We start from the raw sequence: 21,249 nt of genomic DNA, 5'->3' as shown, positions 1-21,249 counted from the left end.
CCGAGCCGAATGGCGGGAAGTATCGATAAGACCGAACCAGAAGCGCACGGATCGCACCTACGACATGCGCTAAATGCCGTCTGTCCGAAGAACCAGACGCAAAAATGCAAATGGAGAGAAATCGAATTGAACTCGACGAGCCGGACCGTTATATTGATGATGATTATCATTAAAAGGCGCTGGCATCATGCCGCTGCATGTTTAGACACAAGTGATTGGAGAAGACCCTGCCTATCGATCCACACCTGAACGCCCTTCTTGCCAGCCAGGCAGAAATGCGGGCGCCAACCGGCATTCCGGAGATTCGTGCCCGTGCGGAAGCCAACGCGAAAACCCTGCCCCGTCGTAACATCAACGTTGCGACGACACGCGAGTTGACGGTCACAGGAAGCGCCGGGCCGATCAATGCCCGACTGTACCTTCCGACATACGGTGATCCACATCCGCTTACTGTCTTCTTCCACGGCGGAGGGTTCATTTCCGGGTCGCTTGCGACGCATGACCACCTTTGCTGTGAGTTGGCGCAGGGCGCGGCGACGGCTGTTTTGAGCATCGACTACCGGCTTCTTCCAGAGCATCCGGTCGCAGCGGCCATCGATGATGCCTATGCCGCGCTTTGCTGGGCTGCGGATCATGGAACGGAACTGGGTGTCGACTCCACGCGCCTGGCGTTGGCCGGCGATAGTGTTGGCGGGCATCTCGCCCTCGCCTCCTCTCTGCGGGCTCGGGACGAGGGTGGACCGCATATCAAGGCGCAGCTTCTGCTTTATCCCCCCGTCGACTTCACAGGTACGACCTATCCCAGCATCGAAGAAAATGGTGAGGGATTCGGGCTGACCGCCGAGCAGAACAGCATGCTGCAGGCGTTGATCGCACCGACCCGGGAAATTGCCGAGGATCCGCTCGTCAGTCCCCTGCGTTTTGCGGATTTCGCCGACTTACCTCCATCCCTCGTCGCGACTGCCGAATTCGACATCCTTCGCGATGAGGGCACCGCACTGGCTGCGGCCCTGCGTTCTGCGGGGGTGGATGTCACCCATCATTCCTGTCAGGGAATGATTCATGGCTTTGGCAATCTGACCGGCGTTTCAACGGCTGCGGCGGCTGCGCTTGACGCTGCGACAAACTGGTTAAGGCAGCATCTCGACAACCCTCATTCCGGACGGTGAAGGCTCATCTGGGGCTTCTACCGCTCCGCGGACCGAAGCAGCAGGTCTGACGTCGCCGCGACCACCGAACGGAGTCAATCGCGTTTGAGATAGACACGGCCTCCCGCTTCCTTTTTGCCCTTATCCTCGGCATGGGAAAAATGTCCCTTCTGGACGAGTTTCACCTTCTCGCCCACAAAAAGTTCATCCCAGTCCGACCCATAGTTTTCGGGAAAGTGAAACTCTCCTGGTTCGAGCGCAGGCATTGCCGCGTGGAGTTACGCTATCCGTTCTTCATCCATATGGGTTTTCCCTTTAATGCCCATGCCGCCCTTTTCGAACGATACCGCCAGGCTTATCTGGCAACACCGTCCCGTAAGTGCGGCAGCGCGCTCAGCCCGTCATCTCCGAGTTCTGCCGGCAGAAGGTCATCGGGGAGATCCTGATAGGAGACGGGCCTGAGGAAACGGCGGATGGCAAGGATGCCGACCGAGGTCGTGCGGCTATCGGATGTCGCCGGGAAGGGTCCGCCATGCACCATGGCGTGGCTGACGTCGACACCGGTCGGCCAGCCGTTTGCGAGAATACGCCCTACCTTGCGCTCAAGCACAGGGATGAGTGCGCGGGCATCGGCATGATCGTTCGGGTCGATGTGCAGCGTCGCCGTCAACTGGCCTTCGAGCTTTTCGGTCACCTCGATCATCTGCGCGACGTCGCGGCAGCGAACTAGGAGGCTGCTGGAGCCAAAGACTTCTGCGGAGAGCTTTTCATCCTCCAGAAAATGCTCGACATCCGTTTCGAAGAACGCCGCCGGGCTGCGATTGACGCCATCGGCCGGCTGCCCTTTGCCCAGAACGTTGACGGCGTCATGCCCGGCAAATCCGGCCACGCCCTTGTCGAAAGCGGCATGAACGCCGGATGTCAGCATGGGGGCGGGCACCTTTTGCGCGAGTGCTGCGCTGACACTTACGATGAAGCGGTCGAGATCGGGACTATCGATGGCGAAGATCAGGCCGGGATTGGTGCAAAACTGATCGGCGCCAAGTGTCAAGGATTCGACGAAACCGGAACCTAGCGCTTCTGCCCGAACAGCGAGCGCCGCAGGCAGCAGATAGACAGGGTTGATGCTGCTCATCTCGGCATAGACCGGGATTGGTTCCGGCCGCGCCGCCGCAATTGCCCCGAGCGCGAGACCGCCGCCACGCGATCCGGTGAAGCCGACCGCCTTGATGCGGAGATCGTTGACGAGAGCGGCGCCTGTCTCGTTGGCGCCATTCAGTAGAGAGAAGGTTCCCTCCGGCAATCCTGAGGTTTCGACGGCCTCGCGGATGGCGCGTCCGACCAGTTCGCCGGTGCCGGGATGCGCGAGATGCCCCTTGACAATCACCGGGCAACCGGCGGCTAGCGCCGAGGCCGTATCACCGCCGGCGACCGAGAAGGCGAGCGGGAAGTTGCTGGAGCCGAATACAGCAACCGGTCCAAGCGGGATCTGGCTCAGCCGCAGATCGGGGCGTGGCAGAGGTTTGCGGTCCGGCAGCGCCGGATCGACGCGCAGATCAAGGAACCGGCCGTCACGCACGACCTCAGCAAAGAGACGAAGCTGCCATACCGTCCGGGCACGCTCGCCTTCGAGACGCACCATGGGGAGTCCGCTTTCCGCATGGGCACGTTCAATGAGCGCGTCGCCGATATCCAAAATGTTGGCGGCGATCGTTTCAAGAAAAGTGGCGCGAACCTCGAGCGAAGCGGAGCGATAGATGTCGAAAGCCTGGGCCGCGAGCGTGGAGGCGCGCGCGACGTCGTCATTGGTGGCGATGGCAAATGCGGGTTCGAGCGTTTCGCCAGTGGCAGGATTGGTCGCGCGGAAACTGCGGTCGTCGCCAGGAACACTGATTGCCGATCAAGAGATCGCCGGTGATTGCATAAGGCTTCGGCATGAGAACTCCCTGCTATGTTGGTGATCGAAGCAAACCTGTGAGTTCACCTGTGTTGGTGCAGGCATCTAACGTTTGACATCAATCATGATGATTGTCATGAAAGTAGGTGAATCTTGGAGGAAGGGCAATCCATGGAGCGACAGTCTGATGAACACAGCGCGGCCAACAGATCCGGAAACGTGTTACAACGGACGCCTAAGGCAGGTGACACGACGCGTCACACAGTTTTACGACAGGCGCATCGCGTCAAGCGGCCTGAAGTCCACCCAGCTGAACATTCTCATGCATATCGATTTTCTTGGCAAACCAACGCTCAAGGTTTTGGCGCAAGGTCTGATCATGGACCTTTCGGCACTTGGCCACAGCTTGAAGCCGCTCGAGCGCGGTAGCCTGATTGAACTTGTTGCCGATCCGAATGACGGCCGTGCCAGGCGTGTTTATCTGACCCGGAATGGCAAGATCATGATGACTGAAGCGATGGCCCTTTGGAGCAAGGCGCAGGACGACCTAGAAAACATCATGGGTGCAGACAAGGCGCAAGCTCTCCATTGCCTGCTTGGCTTCGTCGCATCAGAAGATTTTGAGCGCGCTTTTCGGGAAACCCAAACGGTCGTGTAACTCTGCATAACCTGGTGTGCACGACCGTTTGTAATTAGTCCGAGCTGATCGCAAAAAATTCGATCAACACCTTGGCTGTTTGCTCCGGCGCTTCTTCCGGAAGGAAATGTCCCACAGGAAGCCCCTGCCCGCTTACCTGAACCGCCTTGTCGCGCCATGTCCCGACCACATCGTAGAGCTTTCCGACAAGCCCCTTCGAGCCCCAGAGAACGAGCAGCGGCGCCTGAATCCGCTTATCCCTGTCGGCTTCGTCGTGGATCAAATCGATCGTCGCCGCTGCACGGTAGTCTTCGCAGGTGGCGGAAAGGCAGGCAGGCTCGCGAAAGGCCTCGCAATATTCAGCAAGCGCTTCTTCGGAGTAGACCTCCATCCCGCTTTTGCCCCAAGCCGCCAACTTGCTGCGCAGATAGAAATCCGGGTCTGCCGCGATCAGCGTTTCCGGAAGCGACGCGGGCTGGATTAGGAAAAACCAATGATAATAGCCGGTGGCAAAATCACGGTCTGTACTGGCGTACATTGTCGCGGTCGGCGCGATGTCGAGGACGGCGATCCGTTTGACCGCATCAGGATGGTCGAGAGCCAAGCGATGCGCAACCCTGCCGCCGCGATCATGACCAACCAGAAAAAAGCGATCATATCCCAGCATGAGCATCAGTTCGACCTGATCAGCGGCCATCAACCTCTTGGAATAGGTCATATGATCCGGCGCGGACGCAGGCTTGTCGGATCCCCCGTATCCGCGAAGATCAGGCGCCACGACGGTAAAACCGGCAGCGACCAGTTGCGGAGCAACGATATGCCAGCAGGCAGATGTTTGCGGATAACCATGCAGCAGAAGGATCGGAGGTCCCTCGCCACCCTTACGTACGCGCAAGGTGAGCCCCGACTGCAAGACGATTTTTCTGTCATCGAAGCCTGGAAACAGGGTCATTGCAAAAGCTCGCTCAGGAATTGAGGGGCTCGACCGGAGAACTTTCCTCCCGACTATCAGGGATGCGATTGATCGCTGTGCTAATCCAGCCACGTGTCTGCTCAAGCACCTCATTCGAGAGTTCGGGATCATCGATCGCACGTGAGAGAATGACGGCACCGATCATCGATGTCCAGCATCCAATCGCCGCCTGACGGCTGCCGCCGTCGCTCAGTCCCTCAAGTTCCCGGCTCATTCGTTCAATTTGAGCACTGATACCTTCCGTCATGGCGGCCCGCACGTCAGCGGCCTGGTGCCGCGTTTCCGCGGCGAGACCAGCTGTGGGGCAGCCACGACCCGGATTATCCCGATGCTGTCGCGAGAGATAGCTGTCGATATAGACCCCAAGGTCGAAGTTGGTGCCCGTCGATGTGCCCAGCGTGCGCTCCAGAGCCCTGGCGATGAGATCGTCCTTGGACCTAAAGTGGCCGTAAAAACCGCCATGTGTCAGACCGGCATCTTTCATCACGTCTGCGATTGTGACGGCCTCGAAGCCTTGCTCTCGAAACAGCCGACTTGCCGAATCCAGAATGCGCAGGCGGTTTTCCGCCATTTGCTCCCGGCTGACTTTCATCTCGAATTCTCCGAAACCGTTGACATGGCCATGGTCATCTCTATGATCCAATCATGATGCTTGTCATCAATATAACTGATAAGCTTGAAAAGAGCAATGCGCCGGTTTGGGGTGCTTGTCGGACGATTTCTATCTTGGGAGGATGATCATGTCGGATCAATTTGCATTATCCGTGACTTTTCATGTCAAGCCAGAGCATGTCGAAGAGTTCGCGCGGCGGGTGAAGGAAAATGTCACCGAGACGCGGAAGGATAATGGCGTGATTGTTTTCAATTTTCACAAGGTCGCTAGTCAACCGACATGGGTTCTCTACGAAATCTGGGAAAGAGAGCACCATTCGGACATTCATCGCCAGAAGCCGGATGTTCAGGAGTTCTTTGCACAATGGGACCGCCTGCTCTCGCGCGAGCCCGAGATCTACCGGCTCGAGCCGTCGGCCTAATCAGAACCTGAAAACTCCATGCAGCAAATTGTGAGAGAACGCATGACGGATATTGACCAGACTCCGGCGGAGAGCACTGAGACACAGATGAAAATCGCAGTCGTGCTGCGATGTGAACTCGAGCCCTGGCAGAGACTGAACGTCGCTTCGTTCACGATCAGTGGTGTGGCGAGCCAGGAAGGCGCCGTGGGTGAAGATTACCGGGATGGCTCGAACAACCGCTATCTGCCGATGTTCAAGGAACCGGTCCTCGTCTTCGGTGCAGATGGCGGTGAGATTTTGCGCACGGCTGACCGGGCGCGCAGCAGAGGCATCTCGTTTTCGATCTTCACGCGGGATCTATTCGACACATTTAACGATGTCGACAACCGGGGGGCCGTTGAGGCTGTGGCGGCAGATGCGCTGGATATCGTCGGAATGGCGTTTCGCACGGACAGAAAGACCGCTGACAAGGTTCTGAAAGGCCTAAAACTTCTGCGGTAGAAGACGGCCTGCACATTAATCCCCTTCCCCGAACTCCCCCCGCGGCTAGGCGGATAATGCTGTGATAGCGATCACGATCAACACGCCAGTCGGCAGGAGGGCATGGCGGAATTCGTGATGGCGTAGCAGCGTTGCGATTGCGGCAACCATGATCGCCGCTCCTAGCGCCATACCCCAGGCCCTCGACAAGGCTGCGATCAGCAGAATTGCAACGATGAGCTCAAGAACACCGGTCAGGCGGTGGAACCAGTCCGGATATCCCCAGCGCACGTAATCCTCTCGCACATGCCCTGGAGCAGCCCAGTTTCCAAGGGCGCCGACGAGGAAGAAAGCGGCGAGCAACCAGGATAACAGGTCGTAAATCGCAAAACCGAAGATCACGGGAAGACGTCTCCAATCGAAACCGAGGCCGTGGTGGCGCTATCGGTGCTGAAAAAATTATGGCTGCCCGGATGGCGGCGGACACGTTCCAGGCAGCCTCCGGGGTCAAGCCAGGACGGCCAGATCGGCGGCGTTGAAGCCACCCAGTTCGTCCAGGCGACCGTCGGAAACCTTGCGCGCCCATTCCGCATCCGAAATCAGCGGACGCCCCACGGCGATCAGATCGAACTCCCGGCGTTCCATCCGCTCGATCAGGGTATCGAACGAGGCGCTTTCGGACCCCTGCCCTCCGAAGGCACCGAAGAAATCCGATTCCAGTCCGACCGAGCCGACGCTGATCGTCGCAGCACCCGTGAGCTTCTTCGCCCATCCCGCGAAGTTCAGCCCGGCGTCTCCGTCGATCTCGGGGAATTCGGCCACCCAGAACCGGCGCTGCGAGCAATGCAGAATGTCGACGCCTGCCTCGACAAGGGGTAGAAGCCACGACGTCATCTGGTCGGGTGTGGTCGCAAGGCGTGCGGCATAGTCCTGCTGCTTCCACTGGCTGACACGCAGGCTGAGCGGGAAGTCGGGACCAACGGCTGCACGAACCGCACGCACGGCTTCGCCAGCAAGGCGTGAACGCTCAGTGAGGGTGGCGCCGCCATAAGCGTCGGTTCGCCTGTTCGTGCCATCCCAGAAAAACTGGTCGATCAGGTAACCATGCGCGCCATGAAGCTCAACGATATCGAAGCCGAGACGTTTGGCGTCCGCGGCAGCATTCGCATAGGCGGCGACGGTGTCGGCGATATCCTCCTCGGTCATCGTCCTGCCGCGCGGATCGCCCGGACCGACGAGGCCCGACGGGCTTTCGACCATATCGTCGGGCTGCGCATCGCTGCGGGTCGAACGCGCCGATCCGGTGTGCCAGATCTGCGGGCCGATTTTTCCACCGGCTGCATGGACGGACTTCGCCACGTCTTCCCATCCCGCAAGAGCGGCTTCGCCATGAAAAAATGGAATGCCCGGATCGTTGCGAGACGCAGGGCGGTCGATCACCGTGCCTTCGGTCAGGATCAGGCCGACACCGCCGGCGGCGCGGCGGCGATAGTATTCAACCTGTGCGGCGGCGGGTATGCCGCCCTTTGCCAGCGCACGCGTCATCGGCGCCATAACGATACGGTTCGCCAGCGACAAGGTTTTCAGAGAAAAGGGTTGAAACAGGATATCGGTCGACATTCGTCTTTCCTTTCGGTGACTAGGTCCGGTTCAAGCGTTCACATCGACGATGGTGCGGCCCTGCACTTCACCCTTCAGGATGCGCGGAGCAAGAGCGACCACCTCGGAAAGGCCGATCACAGAGGCGGTGCGGGCGAGTTTGGCAAAGTCGAGGTCCTTTGCCAGACGGCTCCAGGCTTCGAGACGAACCTCCTGCGGCGCGTTGACGGAATCGATCCCGGCCAGCGTGACGTTGCGCAGGATGAACGGCAGGACCGTCGTTGGCAGATCGCGTCCCTGCGCCAGACCGCAGGCTGCGACAACGCCGCGATATTTCGTCTGGGCGAGCACGTTGGCCAGCGTGTGACTGCCGACGGAATCCACGGCGCCGGCCCAGCGTTCGCCTGCAATCGGTGCGCCCGCCTCCGACAGCGTGTTGCGGTCGATGATCTCGGCCGCGCCGAGCTCGCGCAGATAATCGGCCTCATCCAGCCGCCCCGTCGACGCGACTACCCGGTAGCCCAGCTTCGAGAGAAGCGCGATCGCAATGGAACCAACGCCGCCATTGGCGCCCGTCACCAGAATGTCGCCCTTGTCGGGAGTGACGCCGCCATGTTCCAGCGCCAGCACGCAAAGCATGGCGGTGTAACCGGCTGTACCGAGCGCCATGGCATCTTTGGTAGAGATATTCTCCGGCAGCTTGACCAGCCACTCGCCGCTCAGCCGGGCTTTCTGGGCATAGCCACCGTGGTGGGTCTGGCCGAGGCCCCAGCTATTGGCGACAACCCGATTACCGGGCTCAATGCCCGGATAGGTCGAAGTCTCCACAACACCGGAGAAATCGACGCCGGCGATCAGCGGAAAGGTCTGGATGATGGGCGCGAAGCCGGTCAGGGCCATCCCGTCCTTATAGTTCACCGTCGAATATTCGACGGCTACGGTGACGTCCCCGGACATTAGGTCCTGTTCGTCGAAATCAACGACAGACGCTGAGATCGCCTTATCCTTCTTGGTCGCCAGAAGAGCCTTGAAAGTCATGTTCTTATCCTTTGGTCGCAAAATCTGTGAGAGTACGAAATTAGTTTGCTGCAAGGTAACGCGTGCCGGGGGTCGTATGTCCGATGTCCTGTAGCAGGGCGCTGCGGGCAGCTTCCAGCGCGGCCCAGCGCGCTTCATCATGCAGCGGCGGGATGGTCACCGCCTCGCGGCGGTCGAACCCGGCCAGCGCCGCGTCTACCAGATCCACCACTTCCATCATCGGCGGCAGCTTGGACTGGTCGGCGAAGTTCCAGATTTCGGTGCGGGTTGCCGCGGGAAGCACGGCCTGGACATAGACGCCCTTGGGTCCGAGCTCGGCCTGCAGCGCCTGGGACAGCGACAGGACGAACGCCTTGGTTGCGGTGTAGACCGATGTGCCCCATTCAGGCGCTAGCCCCAGAACCGAACTGATGTTGACGATAGCCCCCTCGCCCTTCTCGGAAAAGCGCGGCGCGACAGCATGGCTCAGACGGAGCACGCTGGTGGCATTGAGCGTGACCAGCTTCGTCAGTTCTTCCGCGCCCTGGGTGACGAAGGTACCGCCGACATTGCCACCGGCATTGTTCACCAGAACGCCGATCGCGGTATCCTCGCGCAACCGTGTCTCGACGGCAGAAAGTTGAGACACGTCGGTCAGATCGGCAGGGAGAAGGTCGACGGTTACCCCGAACTTCTCACGAAGATTCGAAGCATTTGCTGCCAGTTTCTCGACACTGCGCGCGACGAGCACCAGATTGTGCCCACGTGCTGCGAACCTCTGGGCGTAGGTGGCGCCTATTCCGGTCGATGCGCCAGTGATAAGGACTGCGGGTTTTGTAGACATGAAGGTTCTTTCGTTGCGTGCTCAATAATGATGATAGTCATCATGATAATGAGTAAACATGACGTCCATCATCTATTCTGTCAATGGCCATTCGTCGCGTGCGTATTGCGATCGATTTCAGATTTTCGGTGAGTGGGTCGAGTGATCGTCCTGACCCTACGGGTTACTCCGCTTCGGGTGCCAAAAATGGTGTCTCTGCCTCCTGGCGGGCAGATTTGCTGCTCACAACTCGTCAGAGATGTCGGGTCCTGAGCACCTTTGGCTATTGGTGGCCGCGGCAACACAGCGGTCGTAAGTTGTTTCGGTCAGCCTCGCTCCCGTAAGTCCCTAGAGGTTACATCCTCGTTCTTTTTGCTTGATATATCGGCATAAACATGACCATCATCATGATAAATTGGTAAAGCGGTAACCGCCACCATTTTTATCAACGATCCTCTGTATGAGGATACGGATGATTCTGAACGAGTTGAATAATCTACTAAAACTATCGATGATAAAATAAATATGCTTTTCTAAAGCCTGCGGACAAGACATACAGGTCTTTCTCTTGTGAGGAAAACGTATGAGACTGCTGACGCCACTGAAGACAGAATCCCTTACGCTGAGGAACCGCGTCGTTCTCGCCCCGCTGGTACGGGCGCGGTGTGACGATGAGCGCGCGCCTACACCCATCATGGGCGAGTATTACGCCCAGCGCGCGTCAGCCGGGCTGCTTATCACCGAGGGAACGCATGTCTCTCCCTACAGCGCCACACGGAAAACGGCCGCGGGCCATCACACCGATCGCCAGAACGAGGCCTGGAAACACGTGGTGAGCCGTGTACACGAGGCCGGCGGCGTGATCTTTCAGCAATTGTATCACGTCGGGCGCAAAGCGATTTCCGAGTCACTTCCTGGAGGCGCATTGCCCGTCGCGCCTTCGGCGATTGCGGCAAACGGCGGTATACCGACTCCGAATGGATTGCTGCCGTTTCCCACGCCGCGAGCGCTTGAGTCCGACGAGATCCGCGGCGTAATCGCCGAGTTTCATAAAGCCGTCCGCTACGCCGCCAAAGCAGGGTTCGATGGTGTCGAGCTGGCGGCGTCCAGCGGCTTTCTCATCGAGCAGTTTCTCAAGGACGGCACGAACCTCAGGACGGACGCCTATGGCGGCACGCTCGAAAAGCGGGCCCGGTTTCTACTGGAAATCGCGGATGGAGCTGCGGAGATTATCGGGCCTGACAGGATCGGCGTTAGACTGACGCCGCACTTCAGGGCGGATGGCATCGAAGATTCCGACACGATCGCGACCTATACCTATGTCAGCAAGGAGCTTTCCAGGCGAGGTCTCGCATACCTCCATGTTCAGGAAGGAACGGGACGGGACGACAATCCCCGTTTGCCCCTGCATCTGCGGCAACTCGATCGAAAGATCATGATTGGTCCCTCCGGCGACGAACCGTTCCTTGCGCCGCTGTTTCGGCAGCATTTTTCCGGTCCGCTGATCCTCAACGGCAATTACGACGCCCGGTCGGCAGAGCAGGTTGTCGCAGACGGTACGGCGGATGCGGTGTCCTTCGGCCGCATGTACATCTCGAACCCCGATCTGGTTGACCGCTTCCGGCTGAATGCACAACTGGCCGAGCCGGATACGGCCACCTACTATTCCGGCGGCGCCAAAGGTTACACCGACTATCCAACGCTGACTGCCTGATGGCAGTCGGCCGACTTTCCACTACCCGATGATATGTGAGACATGAAATGAACAGCCATGGCGCCATTGGCGGTCGCGTTCTCGACGATACATTGCTTGCTTCCCTGACGGAGGAGTTTTCAAGAAGTGCAGCGGAATACGACGAAACCGCCGCCTTTCCGTTCGCGAATTTTGAACGTCTGTCTCAACTCGGGCTTCTGGCGCTGACCGTGCCGAAATCATATGGCGGGCTGGGCGGGGGGCTTCGCGATACGTGCCGCCTCGTTCAGGCGGTCGGTGGCGGCGAGGCTTCCACCGGTCTGGTTCTGGCCATGTCGCTCATCATGCATCACATGGTCGGCTACGATCGACCGCCGGTCTATGAGGATGTCGCCAAGGCAGCCATCGGCGGGCGGGGTATCCTGAACGCCCTGAGGGCGGAGCCGGATCTCGGATCTCCGTCGAGAGGCGGGCTGCCGAATACGGTTGCACGGCGTCTGCCGGATGGCTCGTGGCAACTCAACGGTCGCAAGGCCTATGCGACAGGAAGCCCGATCGCGCAGTGGTGGCTGATGTTTGCCCGCACGGAAGAAGACCAGCCGCGCATCGGCCGCTGGCTGGTGCCGGCGAATGCTCCTGGACTGGAAGCCATTCCAAGCTGGAACCATGTCGGGCTGCGCGCGACCGCAAGCCACGATCTCAAGGTCGAGAACGTCGTCGTTCCGGCAGAATCCGTTCTGACGCTCAACGATCCGCAAGACCCGGAAGTCCGCGCGCGCGGCGCCATTCTGGAAACCTGGAACGGTCTGGTTCTCGCGTCCCTCTATACCGGCATAGCCCGCGCCGGCCGCGACTGGCTGGTGAAGTTCCTGCATGAACGCACGCCGTCCAATCTCGGTGCGCCACTTGCGACCGTACCTCGTTTGCAGTCGGTGGTGGGTGAGATCGATTCGCTTCTTTTCATCAACCGGACCGTCATCAATGAATCGATCGCCAATGCGGAGATCGCTGAAAAGGCCGATCCGACGGAAGCGATGCTGGCCAAGCACATTGCGACGTCCAATGCCGTCAAGGCGCTGGAACTGGCGCTGTCCATCACCGGCAATCATGGCCTCGACCGGGCAAATCCGCTCGAGCGTCACTACCGGGATGCGCTGTGCGGACGTGTCCATGCGCCGCAGACCGACACCATTTTTCTGAATGTCGGTCGTCAGGCCGTCGAAAAAACGAAGGCCTGACCGGCGCGACACTTCCGCAGCCCTCGCGACATTACTTGCATATCCGTTCCCAACGTCCGGCCGATCGTCCCCGATGGCCAGGCGCGACGCCAACAGGAAAGTCTGTTTATGAGCCACCAGAAGATCGACACCTATCGCCGGCAACTGCTGCTCGGAACCGTCGCCGGCCTCGCCTGGTCACAAATCGCCCCCGCGACGGTCGCCAATGCGGCGAGTGGCGAGGATGCAAAGCAGCCGGTTCGCGGCGGCACGCTGGTCGGGCTGTCGCTGCTGGCCGGAGAGCCGCAGGTCTTGACGGCGGCTTTCAACCAGTCGGGCGTCAATGCCTATATTTCCTCGAAGATCTTCGATGGTCTCGTGCGGTTTGGTGTCGATTCGGTTCCCCAGCCGGAACTGGCGGAATCGTGGTCCATATCGGACGACGGCAAGACGCTGCAGTTCAATTTGCGCCAGGGCGTGAAATGGCACGACGGCACTCCGTTCACATCCGCCGACGTGGCGTTCACCTATCAGGAAGTCTGGCTGAAGCTCCATCCCCGCGGCCGCTCGATCTTTGCCGCCGTCAGCGCTCTGGAAACCCCGGACGCCCACACGCTGGTCTTCAAGCTGAATAGTCCGAGCGGTGTGATCTTCAGCGCCCTGAACAGCGGCGAATTGCAAATATTGCCGCGCCATCTCTATGAAGGCACGGACATCGTCCGCAATCCGTGGAACCTCAAGCCGGTCGGCACCGGGCCGTTCCGTTTCAAGGAATGGGAACGCGGCAGCCGTATCGTTCTCGAGCGCAACCCCGATTACTGGGACACGGGCAAGCCTTATCTCGACCAGTTCGTTCTGCGGATCATCCCCGATACGACCGCACGTTACGCGGCCTTCGACACCGACGCCGTTCAATACGGTGTCCTGTCGCCTCTGGCGTTCAACGATGTGGAAAGGGCGCGCAAAAATCCGAAGCTCGCAGTCGAATTCCAGGGATATGACTGGCTTTCTTCACGCGTCGCGCTCGAGTTCAATCTTCGACGCAAAACGTTGGCCGACGTGCGCGTGCGTCGTGCGGTCGCCCATGCCATCGACCTCGATGCAATGGCGAGGATTGCGGCGCGGGGCCTGGCGACGCCCGGTACTTCGCCGGTTCTGTCCAGCCTCAAGCGTTTCTATGACGGCGATGTGCCGAAATACCCGTTCGATCCGAAGCTCGCCGAACAACTGCTCGACGAAGCAGGCTTTCCCCGTGACGGTGAAGGCAGACGCTTTGCCATCACCGTCGATTGGCTGCCCTTTGGCGGCCAATACCAGCGCTATGCGGAATTCATCGTTCAATCGCTCAAGGCTGTCGGCATCACGGCGCAGATCAGAGGACAGGATCTGCCGCAGTTCCTCAAGCGCGTCTACACAGACTACGACTTCGATATCACCATCACCCATCTGGCCGGCTATGGCGATCCGCAGCTGGGTGCCGAACGCCTGTACTGGTCGAAAAGCATAACCCAGGGCATTCCGTGGTCGAATGCATCCCGTTACAGCAGTCAGGAGATGGACGGGATTATCGAAAGCGCGCATGTGGCGGCGACGGAAGCGATCCGTGTCGAGGCTTACAAGAAGCTTCAGGTTCTGGCCATGACCGATCTGCCCAGCTTCACCCTTCTGGAAAACCGGCATTTCACCATCCATTCGCGCAAGCTGCATGGCCTGAACCTCGGTTCGGCCGGGTGCTACGATTCCCTCAAGGATGCTTGGCTGGAGGCATGAACGTTCGCGTGAGAGAGAGTTCGCCGACCGGATCGCGTTTCGCGATCCGGTCATCGCCGGGTATGGGTTGAGGATAGGTTTATGAGTTCGCGCCCAACGGAAATGCCTGGCGTTGCGGGTGCAGACGAAGCTCGTTCTGAACGGGCATCGTCTGTGCGATATGTTGCGCTCCGGCTGGTTCAGATCCTGCCGACGCTTTTTCTGATTCTGCTTGTCGCTTTCGTGCTGCTGCAAATGGCACCGGGCGATCTGGTTCAGGTGATGGTGGGGGAATCGGGCGGAGCAACACCTGAATATGTCGCACGGCTGCGGCAGACATTCGGGCTGGACGAGCCTTTGTATGTCCAGTTCCTCAACTATGCGCTGAACGTGGTCAGCGGCGATCTCGGGTTCTCGTTCAGAAACAACATGCCCGTTCTGCAACTGATCGCCAGCCGGCTTCCGGCAACGCTTCTCCTGGCTGTCACGGCTCTGATCGTCTCGGTCGTTCTGGGGCTGGCAGGGGGCGCTGTCGCGGCGACGTCACGGGGCAAGTGGCCCGATCATCTTGTATCGCTGGTCGCATTGTTCGTTTATGCCACACCGGTGTTCCTGTGCGGCGTGGGATTGATCCTTCTGTTTGCCGTGGCGCTTCCCTGGTTTCCGATCGGCGGCTTTGCCGACCTGTCTGGCGAGCGTGGTGCATGGCAGGCTTTTGTCGATGTCGCCGCGCATCTGGCGCTGCCGGCATTCACGCTCGGCACGGCCTATGCCGCCATTTATGTCCGACTGACGCGCGCGGCGATGCTCGAAGTTCAAGGTCAGGATTTCGTGCGGACAGCCCGAGCGAAGGGCGTTGCGCCGGCGCGTATCGTCTGGCGTCATACCCTGCGCAACGCGCTGCTGCCGCTTGTCACCGTTATTGGCATGCAGACCGGTTCGATGCTGGGAGGCGCGATCCTTGTCGAGACGGTTTTCTCATGGCCGGGTCTGGGGCGGCTGGCTTTTGAGGCGTTACAACAGCGCGACTATAACCTTCTTGCCGGGTTGATCCTGTGCAGCGGTGCGCTGGTCGTCTTGATCAACCTGCTGGTCGATCTCGTTTACACCCTGCTCGATCCACGGGTTCGAATTCGATGACACAAACCGAAGGCTCTGCGGTCGCCACACCCGATCGCCCGACCCGTTCCCGTCAGCACGGCTTTCTTGCCAGAATTCGAGGCGTGGCCGTCTGGCCGTTGCGGCTCAAGCTGGGTCTTGTCGTTCTGCTCGTCGAGGTTCTGGCTGCTGTCCTGGCGTCGCATCTTTATCCGGGCGATCCCTTTGCGATGGTGGAAATTCCGTTCCTGAAGCCGGGCGAAATGTCGGGTTATCCTCTCGGCACGGACCTGATGGGCCGGGATATCGCGGCGCAACTGCTTCACGGCGCGCGCTTCTCCCTGTTGGTCGGTCTCGCGGCGACGCTGATTGCGACCGTCGTCGGCGTCACGATCGGTCTGTTGTCGGGGTATTTCGGCGGCGTCATCGACCATTCCCTGATGCGCCTGACCGAACTATTTCAAGTCATCCCGCATTTTTTGCTGGCGATAACGCTCGTGTCGATCCTGGGTGCGACGCTTGGCAATATCATCATCGCCATCGGCATCACCAGCTGGCCGATGATCGCGCGTCTGGTGCGGGCGGAAACCCTCATCCTGCGGGAACTCGACTATGTAAAAATTTCGGCGGTGATGGGTGCTGGCACGGTGCGTGTCATCGTCACCCACATATTGCCCAATGCATTGCCGCCCGTGGTGGTCGCCGCGTCGCTCCTGACGGCATCGGCCGTCCTCATGGAATGCGGCCTTGCTTTTCTCGGCCTCAGCGATGTCAGCCGTGTCAGTTGGGGTGGAATGATCGGCGCGGCGCGAGAGGCGTTGCTCGATGCTCCCTACATGACGCTCATTCCGGGGGCGGCAATCGTTTTGACCGTTATGGCGCTCAGCCTGATCGGTGATGGCCTCAACCAGCTCCTCAATCCCAGGGGGCACGCATGACTGATGAAAACGGCGCCGTCGCCGTGCTTGCTGCGCACGGCATTACCGTGCAGTTCAACGTGCCGGCCACCACCGGTGCGCCGGCGCGAACGGTGGTCGCAGTCGAGGGGCTGGACCTCTCGGTCGGCAGGGGCGAGACGCTTGCGATCGTGGGTGAATCGGGAAGCGGAAAGTCTGCCACCGCGCTGGCGCTGACGGGGCTTCTGCCCCCGAATGCGGTCGTTACCAGGGGCGAAGTCGGTCTGATGGGTGAACGCATTACCAACCTGCCCGAAAGCGCGATGCGCCGGATCTGGGGGAACCGGGTCGGCCTGATCTTTCAGGACCCGATGTCCGCGCTCAATCCGGTGCTGACCATCGGAGAGCAGATCCAGGAAGCTATTCTGGCGCATAGGCCGATGAGCAGAGCTGCCGCCCGTGCCCAAGCCGAGGCCCTGCTGGCTCAGGTAAAGCTGCCCGATCCGGCCCATCGGCTCGATGACTATCCGCATCAACTGTCGGGAGGAATGCGGCAGCGCGTAATGATCGCGATTGCCATCAGCAACCATCCGGACGTCCTGATCGCCGACGAGCCGACGACGGCGCTCGATGCGACCGTTCAGATGGAAATTCTGAGCCTGCTCAAGGATATTCAGGCAAAATCCGGCATGGCCATCGTTCTGATCACCCATGATCTGGGCGTTGTCGCCCGCTGGGCCGACAGGGTCGTCGTGATGTACGGGGGACGTAAAATGGAGGAAGGCGCCACCGCCTCCCTGCTGCTGAACCCGAGCCACCCCTACACACGCGCGCTGATCGCCGCACGGCCAAGCCGCAGGCCGGCGACCGGCCGGCGTCACCGCCTGAGCGAAATTGCGACGACGGGGTTCGCCCCACTCTCTCCCGCCTCCCGCACGGAACCGGTATCATGACGACAGCCTCGAGTTTGCTCAGCGCGCAGGGCGTGAGCGTATCGTTCAATGGTGCACGAGGTCGCGTCGATGCCGTTCGCGATGTATCCCTCGATATTCAGCCAGGAGAGGTTCTTGCTGTCATCGGCGAGTCTGGTTCCGGCAAGAGTACGCTCGCGCGGGCGCTGCTCGGCATGGTGCCGATGCGGTCCGGACAGTTGCATCTCGACGGAGAGCATCTCGCGGCGGATACGCGACGAAGGACGCTCGCGCAAAAGCGCCGGATCGGCATGATCTTCCAGGACAGCGCTGCCGCCTTCAATCCCCGGTTTACGATCGAGCGAATTCTTCTCGAGCCGTTTACCTTGATGACGAGCGGCAAGGATCCGCATAAGGCCCAACGACCGGCCGAACTTCTCGACAAGGTAAGGCTCTCGTCAGATTTTCTGTCGCGCTACCCGCACGAATTATCCGGCGGTCAACGCCAGCGCGTCGGTATCGCCCGCGCGCTAGCGGGGGATCCTGATCTTCTGATCTGCGATGAAGCGGTTTCGGCGCTCGATGTCTCCGTGCAGGCACAGATCCTCAACCTGTTGTCCGACTTGCAGGAAGAAGGCGGGCTGTCATTGCTGTTCATTACCCACGACCTGTCCGTTGTTGAATATCTCGCGGACCGGGTGGCGGTCATGTTCAGAGGAGAATTGTTGGAAACCGGCAGCTTGTCCGAAGTGTTCGATGCGCCGAAAACCGACTATACACATCGCCTTTTGCAGGCTGTGCCCAGACTTGACGATTTTGCTGGCGACCTCGTAGGCATCGCGCCGGAGCCTCTCGGGCGATCATAAGATCGACTGCGGAATTATGTGCGAGGTTGGGTGTTATGGATCAAACCTTATCGTTAAGCTGATCGTTCTCCGGGGGCAGGAGCTCCAGCGCTGCGGAACAGGCATTGCGAATAAAATATGAGTTTCGGTAAATCAGGACCGATGTCATCGCTCCGTCGTAGAGCAGCGACAATTGTTCTGCGATACGATCACCCGAATTTCCAGGTTGGCCGATCGCGTCCCGGATCAGCATTCGCACAGAATCCTTGTGGTGCATTGCCACACGCCTGATCGATTCAGATTCCTGATGCTCGGCAACCGCCAAGACGAAGGCGCAGCCCTTGAACTCGTTCGCATCCGAGGTCCTTTGCAGCTCTTCGAAGAGAGCCGCAATTCGCATTCTTGGCGACTCCCCTGCCTTGTCAACGATTGCCTGAAGGGCGGCAAGCGCACGCTCGCTGCGTGTTTCCAGATAGGCAACGATGAGATCGTCCTTGGAAGGAAAGTGCCGGTACAATGTGGCCTTGGCGATGTTGGCTTCGGCGATCACCCTGTCAACCCCGACAGCTCGAATTCCGTATTCGTAAAATAGTCGGGATGCCGTTTCCAGGATGTGGTCTCGCATTCGAAGTCCGTCTTTCTCTGTACACAACGTCCCATCGAACCGATGATCGGTGGGATAACGGCCTGCCAAGCTTGGCCTCCGCGTACATCAGGGGTGCCGCACAGTGTCAGGTGAAGGTTGTGTTCGCTTGCTCAAACGGAGTCAACAGATGGCACATCTGCAGGAGCTGTTTTGCCTGGGTTCCCGTACTAACATTGGTTTTCCCGGCATTTCCAACTCCACCCGTGTCGAACTGACCAGATCCTATGCGTGATTAAAAATTGATGGCGAAATTCCTGATAATCACGACGTGCTTTGGTGTTGATTGAGATACTCTGTGTGGTTTGACGGCCCTGACCGGCAATCCGGACTATGACCCGGACCCGCCGTCATCATCGGCGGACGGGCAATTATAGGGCAGGCACTTTACATACGAGCGCTTGTCGCCGCACGCCTCAACCCAAATCTCAGGGGTAAATATGAAATGCTCAACAAGGCCGGTAAAGCTCCGAAGAGGGAATCACGGCACACATGCGAATGATCATCGTCCTCGCAAGCGCATTACTGCGCAAACAGCAAAAATGGAGGCCACAACGGTCAAAGATGAAAGCCTTTGAGAACCAACGCTTACCAGTTCCTGACCTTAAGGAGCGAGTTGTAGCTCGCTCCGTTCAAGTGCCCACTCCTCGATCAGCCCGATGATTGTGGCATTTAGCGCCGATGCAGCTGTCTTCGGTGTCCAGGGTGCCGGAAGCTTGCTTCTGCGGTTCGCTTCGACGAAAAATCCTTGCAATCGCATCGCCGCGATGGCGCTGCTAACCACTTCGCCGGACTTCTCCGCATCGTCCCGGGTGGTTGCGACAAGCTTCCCGGTCTCATCGGCGCGCTGGCTTGAATCTGCGGCAGCTGTAGTGATCTCCTCCAACGCGGCGGCCATCTCCTCGACGGAGGCGGTCTGCTATTCAGTGCGCTTAGACGAATCGTCGGCTGCTGAGCGGATCTGCTCCGATCCGGCGAATTGCTTCAGCATTTTCTCCCACGGCGCGCATGGCGCCCTGCAGGTTGGTCATGGCCTCGTAGCCCATTGCGCAACAAAACTTCGGGTTTGCTGTCAGGATCTTGCCGTTGAGGGTCAACTCGATAATGGCCAGCGATTTGCTCATAGCAGCAAGTATTGCGGCGGCGTCCGTGCCGAAACCAATGGACAATGCCTTCACGGTATCGCCCTGTATCCCTAAGCTCGACGATCAATACAGGGCCGGCCCGCCGCCTATAGGTCCGGTTCCTAGCTTCATGCAGCACCCGAACGTGCGACAACGACACTCAGCGTCCTACAAAAATGAGGAAAAGTATGACAACAGCGAACGGCAGGGACGCTGCGCCAGCGATGCAGGCTCCGAGCGCGATCTCCCGATACGCCTCTCTCACGTCATTTACGTTGGTAGAGATCGGAACAACTATTCCACAGCACTCGATGAATTGCATCGGCGTCTTTGAAATTACAGTCGGCATTCTACGTCCTCCTCCGTTCACCGAATTCCGCCGGGTTCCTCAAGCAAAACGGACAGCAACTGCCGACCGCGCCAAGCGAAGCTCCTCCCCCGCTATCAGTTCACCCGACTGGCCCCCTAAACCCGCCATGTTGCTTGCTTGCCGGGCCTTTCGCGATTACGAGCAATATACGAAAGAGCCGTTAATGTCGATATTTTTATATTTTGCCTTTTTTATTCCACAAAGGCTAGAAGGGAATGTCTGGTGCACCATCGAAATTAGACTTGTTTTGCGTTACAGTTGCGGTCGTATGGGTTAAATGGACATCGACGCGGTCTAGAGAACGCGACATTTTCCTCGACAATCTTTTTTCCGAACTTTAGGTTTCCCGCTCATGAACGACAAATCGCTATCGACGCTGACCGAAACGACATACCGGAAGCTGCATGCCCATGTGATGGGCTCGCAGGTGAAGCCGGACGGCAAGCTGAAGATCGCCGAGCTGGCGCAGTTGCTTTCGGTGAGCCCGAGTGTCGTGCGCGAAGCCCTCTCACGGCTTGTGTCGGAAGGTCTGGTGGTGGCCGAGCCGCAGCGAGGCTTCCGCGTCGCCCCGTTCGAGGCCTCCGACATCAACTATCTGTTCGAGGCGCGCATAGAAATCGAGCGCCTGTGTCTCACCGACGCCATCGAACATGCCGATCTCGCCTGGGAGGGACGGCTGGTGGCGGCGCTGCACGAACTGGGAAGAACGCCGGAGGAGCGCGGGCAGCGCGGGCAGGATGTCTCCGAGGCCTGGCTGAAAGCCCATGCCCATTTCCACAGCGTGCTTGTCAGCGCCTGTCGCAATCCTTGGTATCTGAAGATGAGGGCCAATCTCTATCTGCACAGCGAGCGCTTCCGGGCGCTTGCCCTGCAGTTTCCGGTCACCAACAGGGATCTGCATGCCGAGCACGAACAGATCGCCCAGGCGGCGATCGCGCGTGACACGCAAACCGCCTGCGCTCTCATGACGGTTCATCTCAAGAGGACCGTCAACGAACTCGTCTGGGAGGAGTGTGCTGCGGGGAGCGGAGTGATAAACCTGCGGAACGCGGATTGATGGAAAGCGTTAGTTGCGGGCTGTCATGGTTCGCCGGCGGCGGTCACGATAGGCAT

21 protein-coding genes and 2 pseudogenes are annotated in these 21,249 nt (G+C 59.3%); 13 read left to right on the top strand and 10 right to left on the bottom strand.

Annotated features, from left to right (window positions below):
• The first annotated feature begins 215 nt into the window (after positions 1-215).
• Entirely contained in the window at positions 216-1,169 is a 954-nt protein-coding gene (locus EDF70_RS25425) for an alpha/beta hydrolase (RefSeq protein ID WP_207908327.1), read from the top strand.
• 74 nt (positions 1,170-1,243) lie between these two features.
• Here EDF70_RS25425 and EDF70_RS30085 read toward each other — a convergent pair whose 3' ends face one another.
• Both EDF70_RS30085 and EDF70_RS25420 read right to left on the bottom strand, forming a co-directional pair.
• Positions 1,244-1,414: a hypothetical protein gene (locus tag EDF70_RS30085; protein ID WP_165932135.1), complete on the bottom strand. Its 171-nt coding sequence runs from the start codon at positions 1,412-1,414 to the stop codon at positions 1,244-1,246.
• A gap of 89 nt (positions 1,415-1,503) precedes the next feature.
• Positions 1,504-3,085: pseudogene (locus EDF70_RS25420) on the bottom strand (aldehyde dehydrogenase (NADP(+))).
• Between the two features lie 84 nt (positions 3,086-3,169).
• Between EDF70_RS25420 and EDF70_RS25415 the strand changes: the two are divergent.
• Complete coding sequence (locus EDF70_RS25415; RefSeq protein ID WP_132279558.1) at positions 3,170-3,703, top strand: MarR family winged helix-turn-helix transcriptional regulator; 534 nt, start codon at positions 3,170-3,172, stop codon at positions 3,701-3,703.
• A 34-nt stretch (positions 3,704-3,737) separates the two neighbouring features.
• Here the strand turns inward: EDF70_RS25415 and EDF70_RS25410 are convergent, their stop codons facing one another.
• Entirely contained in the window at positions 3,738-4,634 is an 897-nt protein-coding gene (locus EDF70_RS25410; protein WP_132279769.1) for an alpha/beta hydrolase, read from the bottom strand.
• A 13-nt stretch (positions 4,635-4,647) separates the two neighbouring features.
• Positions 4,648-5,247, bottom strand: coding sequence for a TetR/AcrR family transcriptional regulator (locus tag EDF70_RS25405; RefSeq protein ID WP_132279555.1), 600 nt, complete (start codon positions 5,245-5,247; stop codon positions 4,648-4,650).
• A gap of 148 nt (positions 5,248-5,395) precedes the next feature.
• Between EDF70_RS25405 and EDF70_RS25400 the strand changes: the two genes are divergently transcribed.
• Complete coding sequence (locus tag EDF70_RS25400) at positions 5,396-5,689, top strand: putative quinol monooxygenase (protein ID WP_165932134.1); 294 nt, start codon at positions 5,396-5,398, stop codon at positions 5,687-5,689.
• An 87-nt stretch (positions 5,690-5,776) separates the two neighbouring features.
• Positions 5,777-6,172 carry a DUF2000 domain-containing protein gene (locus EDF70_RS25395; RefSeq protein ID WP_132279766.1) on the top strand — a complete coding sequence of 132 codons (396 nt, stop codon included), beginning with the start codon at positions 5,777-5,779 and terminating at the stop codon, positions 6,170-6,172.
• 45 nt (positions 6,173-6,217) lie between these two features.
• Here EDF70_RS25395 and EDF70_RS25390 read toward each other — a convergent pair whose 3' ends face one another.
• The 4 genes from EDF70_RS25390 to EDF70_RS25375 form a co-directional block, all read right to left on the bottom strand.
• Complete coding sequence (locus tag EDF70_RS25390) at positions 6,218-6,553, bottom strand: DoxX family protein (RefSeq protein ID WP_207908326.1); 336 nt, start codon at positions 6,551-6,553, stop codon at positions 6,218-6,220.
• Between the two features lie 105 nt (positions 6,554-6,658).
• The gene (locus tag EDF70_RS25385; protein ID WP_132279549.1) at positions 6,659-7,771 is read right to left on the bottom strand and encodes an NADH:flavin oxidoreductase; all 1,113 of its coding nucleotides are present in this window, start codon (positions 7,769-7,771) and stop codon (positions 6,659-6,661) included.
• 30 nt (positions 7,772-7,801) lie between these two features.
• The gene (locus EDF70_RS25380) at positions 7,802-8,788 is read right to left on the bottom strand and encodes an MDR family oxidoreductase (protein ID WP_132279546.1); all 987 of its coding nucleotides are present in this window, start codon (positions 8,786-8,788) and stop codon (positions 7,802-7,804) included.
• 40 nt (positions 8,789-8,828) lie between these two features.
• Positions 8,829-9,611 (bottom strand): SDR family oxidoreductase, encoded by a 783-nt coding sequence (locus tag EDF70_RS25375; RefSeq protein WP_132279543.1) that lies wholly within the window; start codon positions 9,609-9,611, stop codon positions 8,829-8,831.
• Positions 9,612-10,173: 562 nt separating this feature from the next.
• On the opposite strand from EDF70_RS25375, the gene EDF70_RS25370 reads away from it, so the two are divergent.
• From EDF70_RS25370 to EDF70_RS30245, 7 genes are all read left to right on the top strand, one after another.
• Positions 10,174-11,304: an alkene reductase gene (locus EDF70_RS25370; protein WP_132279540.1), complete on the top strand. Its 1,131-nt coding sequence runs from the start codon at positions 10,174-10,176 to the stop codon at positions 11,302-11,304.
• A 47-nt stretch (positions 11,305-11,351) separates the two neighbouring features.
• Positions 11,352-12,521: an acyl-CoA dehydrogenase family protein gene (locus EDF70_RS25365; protein WP_132279537.1), complete on the top strand. Its 1,170-nt coding sequence runs from the start codon at positions 11,352-11,354 to the stop codon at positions 12,519-12,521.
• A 108-nt stretch (positions 12,522-12,629) separates the two neighbouring features.
• A complete protein-coding gene (locus EDF70_RS25360) occupies positions 12,630-14,270 on the top strand; it encodes an ABC transporter substrate-binding protein (protein ID WP_132279534.1) in 1,641 nt (546 codons plus the stop codon).
• 81 nt (positions 14,271-14,351) lie between these two features.
• Positions 14,352-15,389 (top strand): ABC transporter permease, encoded by a 1,038-nt coding sequence (locus EDF70_RS25355; protein WP_245519347.1) that lies wholly within the window; start codon positions 14,352-14,354, stop codon positions 15,387-15,389.
• Complete coding sequence (locus tag EDF70_RS25350; RefSeq protein ID WP_132279531.1) at positions 15,386-16,285, top strand: ABC transporter permease; 900 nt, start codon at positions 15,386-15,388, stop codon at positions 16,283-16,285. Before EDF70_RS25355 ends, EDF70_RS25350 begins: the two co-directional genes overlap by 4 nt.
• Positions 16,282-17,196, top strand: a complete 915-nt coding sequence (locus EDF70_RS30250) for an ABC transporter ATP-binding protein (RefSeq protein ID WP_207908325.1) — start codon at positions 16,282-16,284, stop codon at positions 17,194-17,196. Before EDF70_RS25350 ends, EDF70_RS30250 begins: the two co-directional genes overlap by 4 nt.
• The gene (locus tag EDF70_RS30245) at positions 17,193-18,020 is read left to right on the top strand and encodes an ATP-binding cassette domain-containing protein (RefSeq protein WP_207908324.1); all 828 of its coding nucleotides are present in this window, start codon (positions 17,193-17,195) and stop codon (positions 18,018-18,020) included. The genes EDF70_RS30250 and EDF70_RS30245 overlap by 4 nt, the downstream gene beginning before the upstream one ends.
• Positions 18,021-18,060: 40 nt before the next feature.
• Here EDF70_RS30245 and EDF70_RS25340 read toward each other — a convergent pair whose 3' ends face one another.
• A complete protein-coding gene (locus tag EDF70_RS25340) occupies positions 18,061-18,693 on the bottom strand; it encodes a TetR/AcrR family transcriptional regulator (protein WP_132279528.1) in 633 nt (210 codons plus the stop codon).
• Between the two features lie 706 nt (positions 18,694-19,399).
• Positions 19,400-19,676, bottom strand: a pseudogene (locus tag EDF70_RS30440) (chemotaxis protein); the annotation flags it as partial.
• Positions 19,677-19,954: 278 nt separating this feature from the next.
• Between EDF70_RS30440 and EDF70_RS25330 the strand changes: the two are divergent.
• Both EDF70_RS25330 and EDF70_RS25325 read left to right on the top strand, forming a co-directional pair.
• Positions 19,955-20,413 (top strand): hypothetical protein, encoded by a 459-nt coding sequence (locus EDF70_RS25330; RefSeq protein WP_132279525.1) that lies wholly within the window; start codon positions 19,955-19,957, stop codon positions 20,411-20,413.
• A gap of 75 nt (positions 20,414-20,488) precedes the next feature.
• Positions 20,489-21,193, top strand: a complete 705-nt coding sequence (locus EDF70_RS25325; RefSeq protein WP_132279522.1) for a GntR family transcriptional regulator — start codon at positions 20,489-20,491, stop codon at positions 21,191-21,193.
• Positions 21,194-21,249 lie beyond the last annotated feature (56 nt).

This window comes from Neorhizobium sp. JUb45, from assembly GCF_004343585.1.
Classification (GTDB): domain Bacteria; phylum Pseudomonadota; class Alphaproteobacteria; order Rhizobiales; family Rhizobiaceae; genus Neorhizobium.
This window is presented reverse-complemented; position numbering and strand designations above follow the sequence as displayed.

Bases quoted from the DNA above. Each gene is read 5' to 3' on its own strand.
- EDF70_RS25395 (WP_132279766.1), top strand. From the start codon at position 5,777: ATGAAAATCGCAGTCGTGCTGCGATGTGAACTCGAGCCCTGGCAGAGA.
- EDF70_RS25350 (WP_132279531.1), top strand. From the start codon at position 15,386: ATGACACAAACCGAAGGCTCTGCGGTCGCCACACCCGATCGCCCGACC.
- EDF70_RS25370 (WP_132279540.1), top strand. From the start codon at position 10,174: ATGAGACTGCTGACGCCACTGAAGACAGAATCCCTTACGCTGAGGAAC.
- EDF70_RS25405 (WP_132279555.1), bottom strand. From the start codon at position 5,247: ATGAAAGTCAGCCGGGAGCAAATGGCGGAAAACCGCCTGCGCATTCTG.
- EDF70_RS30085 (WP_165932135.1), bottom strand. From the start codon at position 1,414: ATGCCTGCGCTCGAACCAGGAGAGTTTCACTTTCCCGAAAACTATGGG.
- EDF70_RS25375 (WP_132279543.1), bottom strand. From the start codon at position 9,611: ATGTCTACAAAACCCGCAGTCCTTATCACTGGCGCATCGACCGGAATA.
- EDF70_RS25410 (WP_132279769.1), bottom strand. From the start codon at position 4,634: ATGACCCTGTTTCCAGGCTTCGATGACAGAAAAATCGTCTTGCAGTCG.
- EDF70_RS25385 (WP_132279549.1), bottom strand. From the start codon at position 7,771: ATGTCGACCGATATCCTGTTTCAACCCTTTTCTCTGAAAACCTTGTCG.
- EDF70_RS30250 (WP_207908325.1), top strand. From the start codon at position 16,282: ATGACTGATGAAAACGGCGCCGTCGCCGTGCTTGCTGCGCACGGCATT.
- EDF70_RS25330 (WP_132279525.1), top strand. From the start codon at position 19,955: ATGACAACAGCGAACGGCAGGGACGCTGCGCCAGCGATGCAGGCTCCG.
- EDF70_RS25400 (WP_165932134.1), top strand. From the start codon at position 5,396: ATGTCGGATCAATTTGCATTATCCGTGACTTTTCATGTCAAGCCAGAG.
- EDF70_RS25380 (WP_132279546.1), bottom strand. From the start codon at position 8,788: ATGACTTTCAAGGCTCTTCTGGCGACCAAGAAGGATAAGGCGATCTCA.
- EDF70_RS25355 (WP_245519347.1), top strand. From the start codon at position 14,352: ATGAGTTCGCGCCCAACGGAAATGCCTGGCGTTGCGGGTGCAGACGAA.
- EDF70_RS25325 (WP_132279522.1), top strand. From the start codon at position 20,489: ATGAACGACAAATCGCTATCGACGCTGACCGAAACGACATACCGGAAG.
- EDF70_RS25360 (WP_132279534.1), top strand. From the start codon at position 12,630: ATGAGCCACCAGAAGATCGACACCTATCGCCGGCAACTGCTGCTCGGA.
- EDF70_RS25365 (WP_132279537.1), top strand. From the start codon at position 11,352: ATGAACAGCCATGGCGCCATTGGCGGTCGCGTTCTCGACGATACATTG.
- EDF70_RS25415 (WP_132279558.1), top strand. From the start codon at position 3,170: ATGATGATTGTCATGAAAGTAGGTGAATCTTGGAGGAAGGGCAATCCA.
- EDF70_RS30245 (WP_207908324.1), top strand. From the start codon at position 17,193: ATGACGACAGCCTCGAGTTTGCTCAGCGCGCAGGGCGTGAGCGTATCG.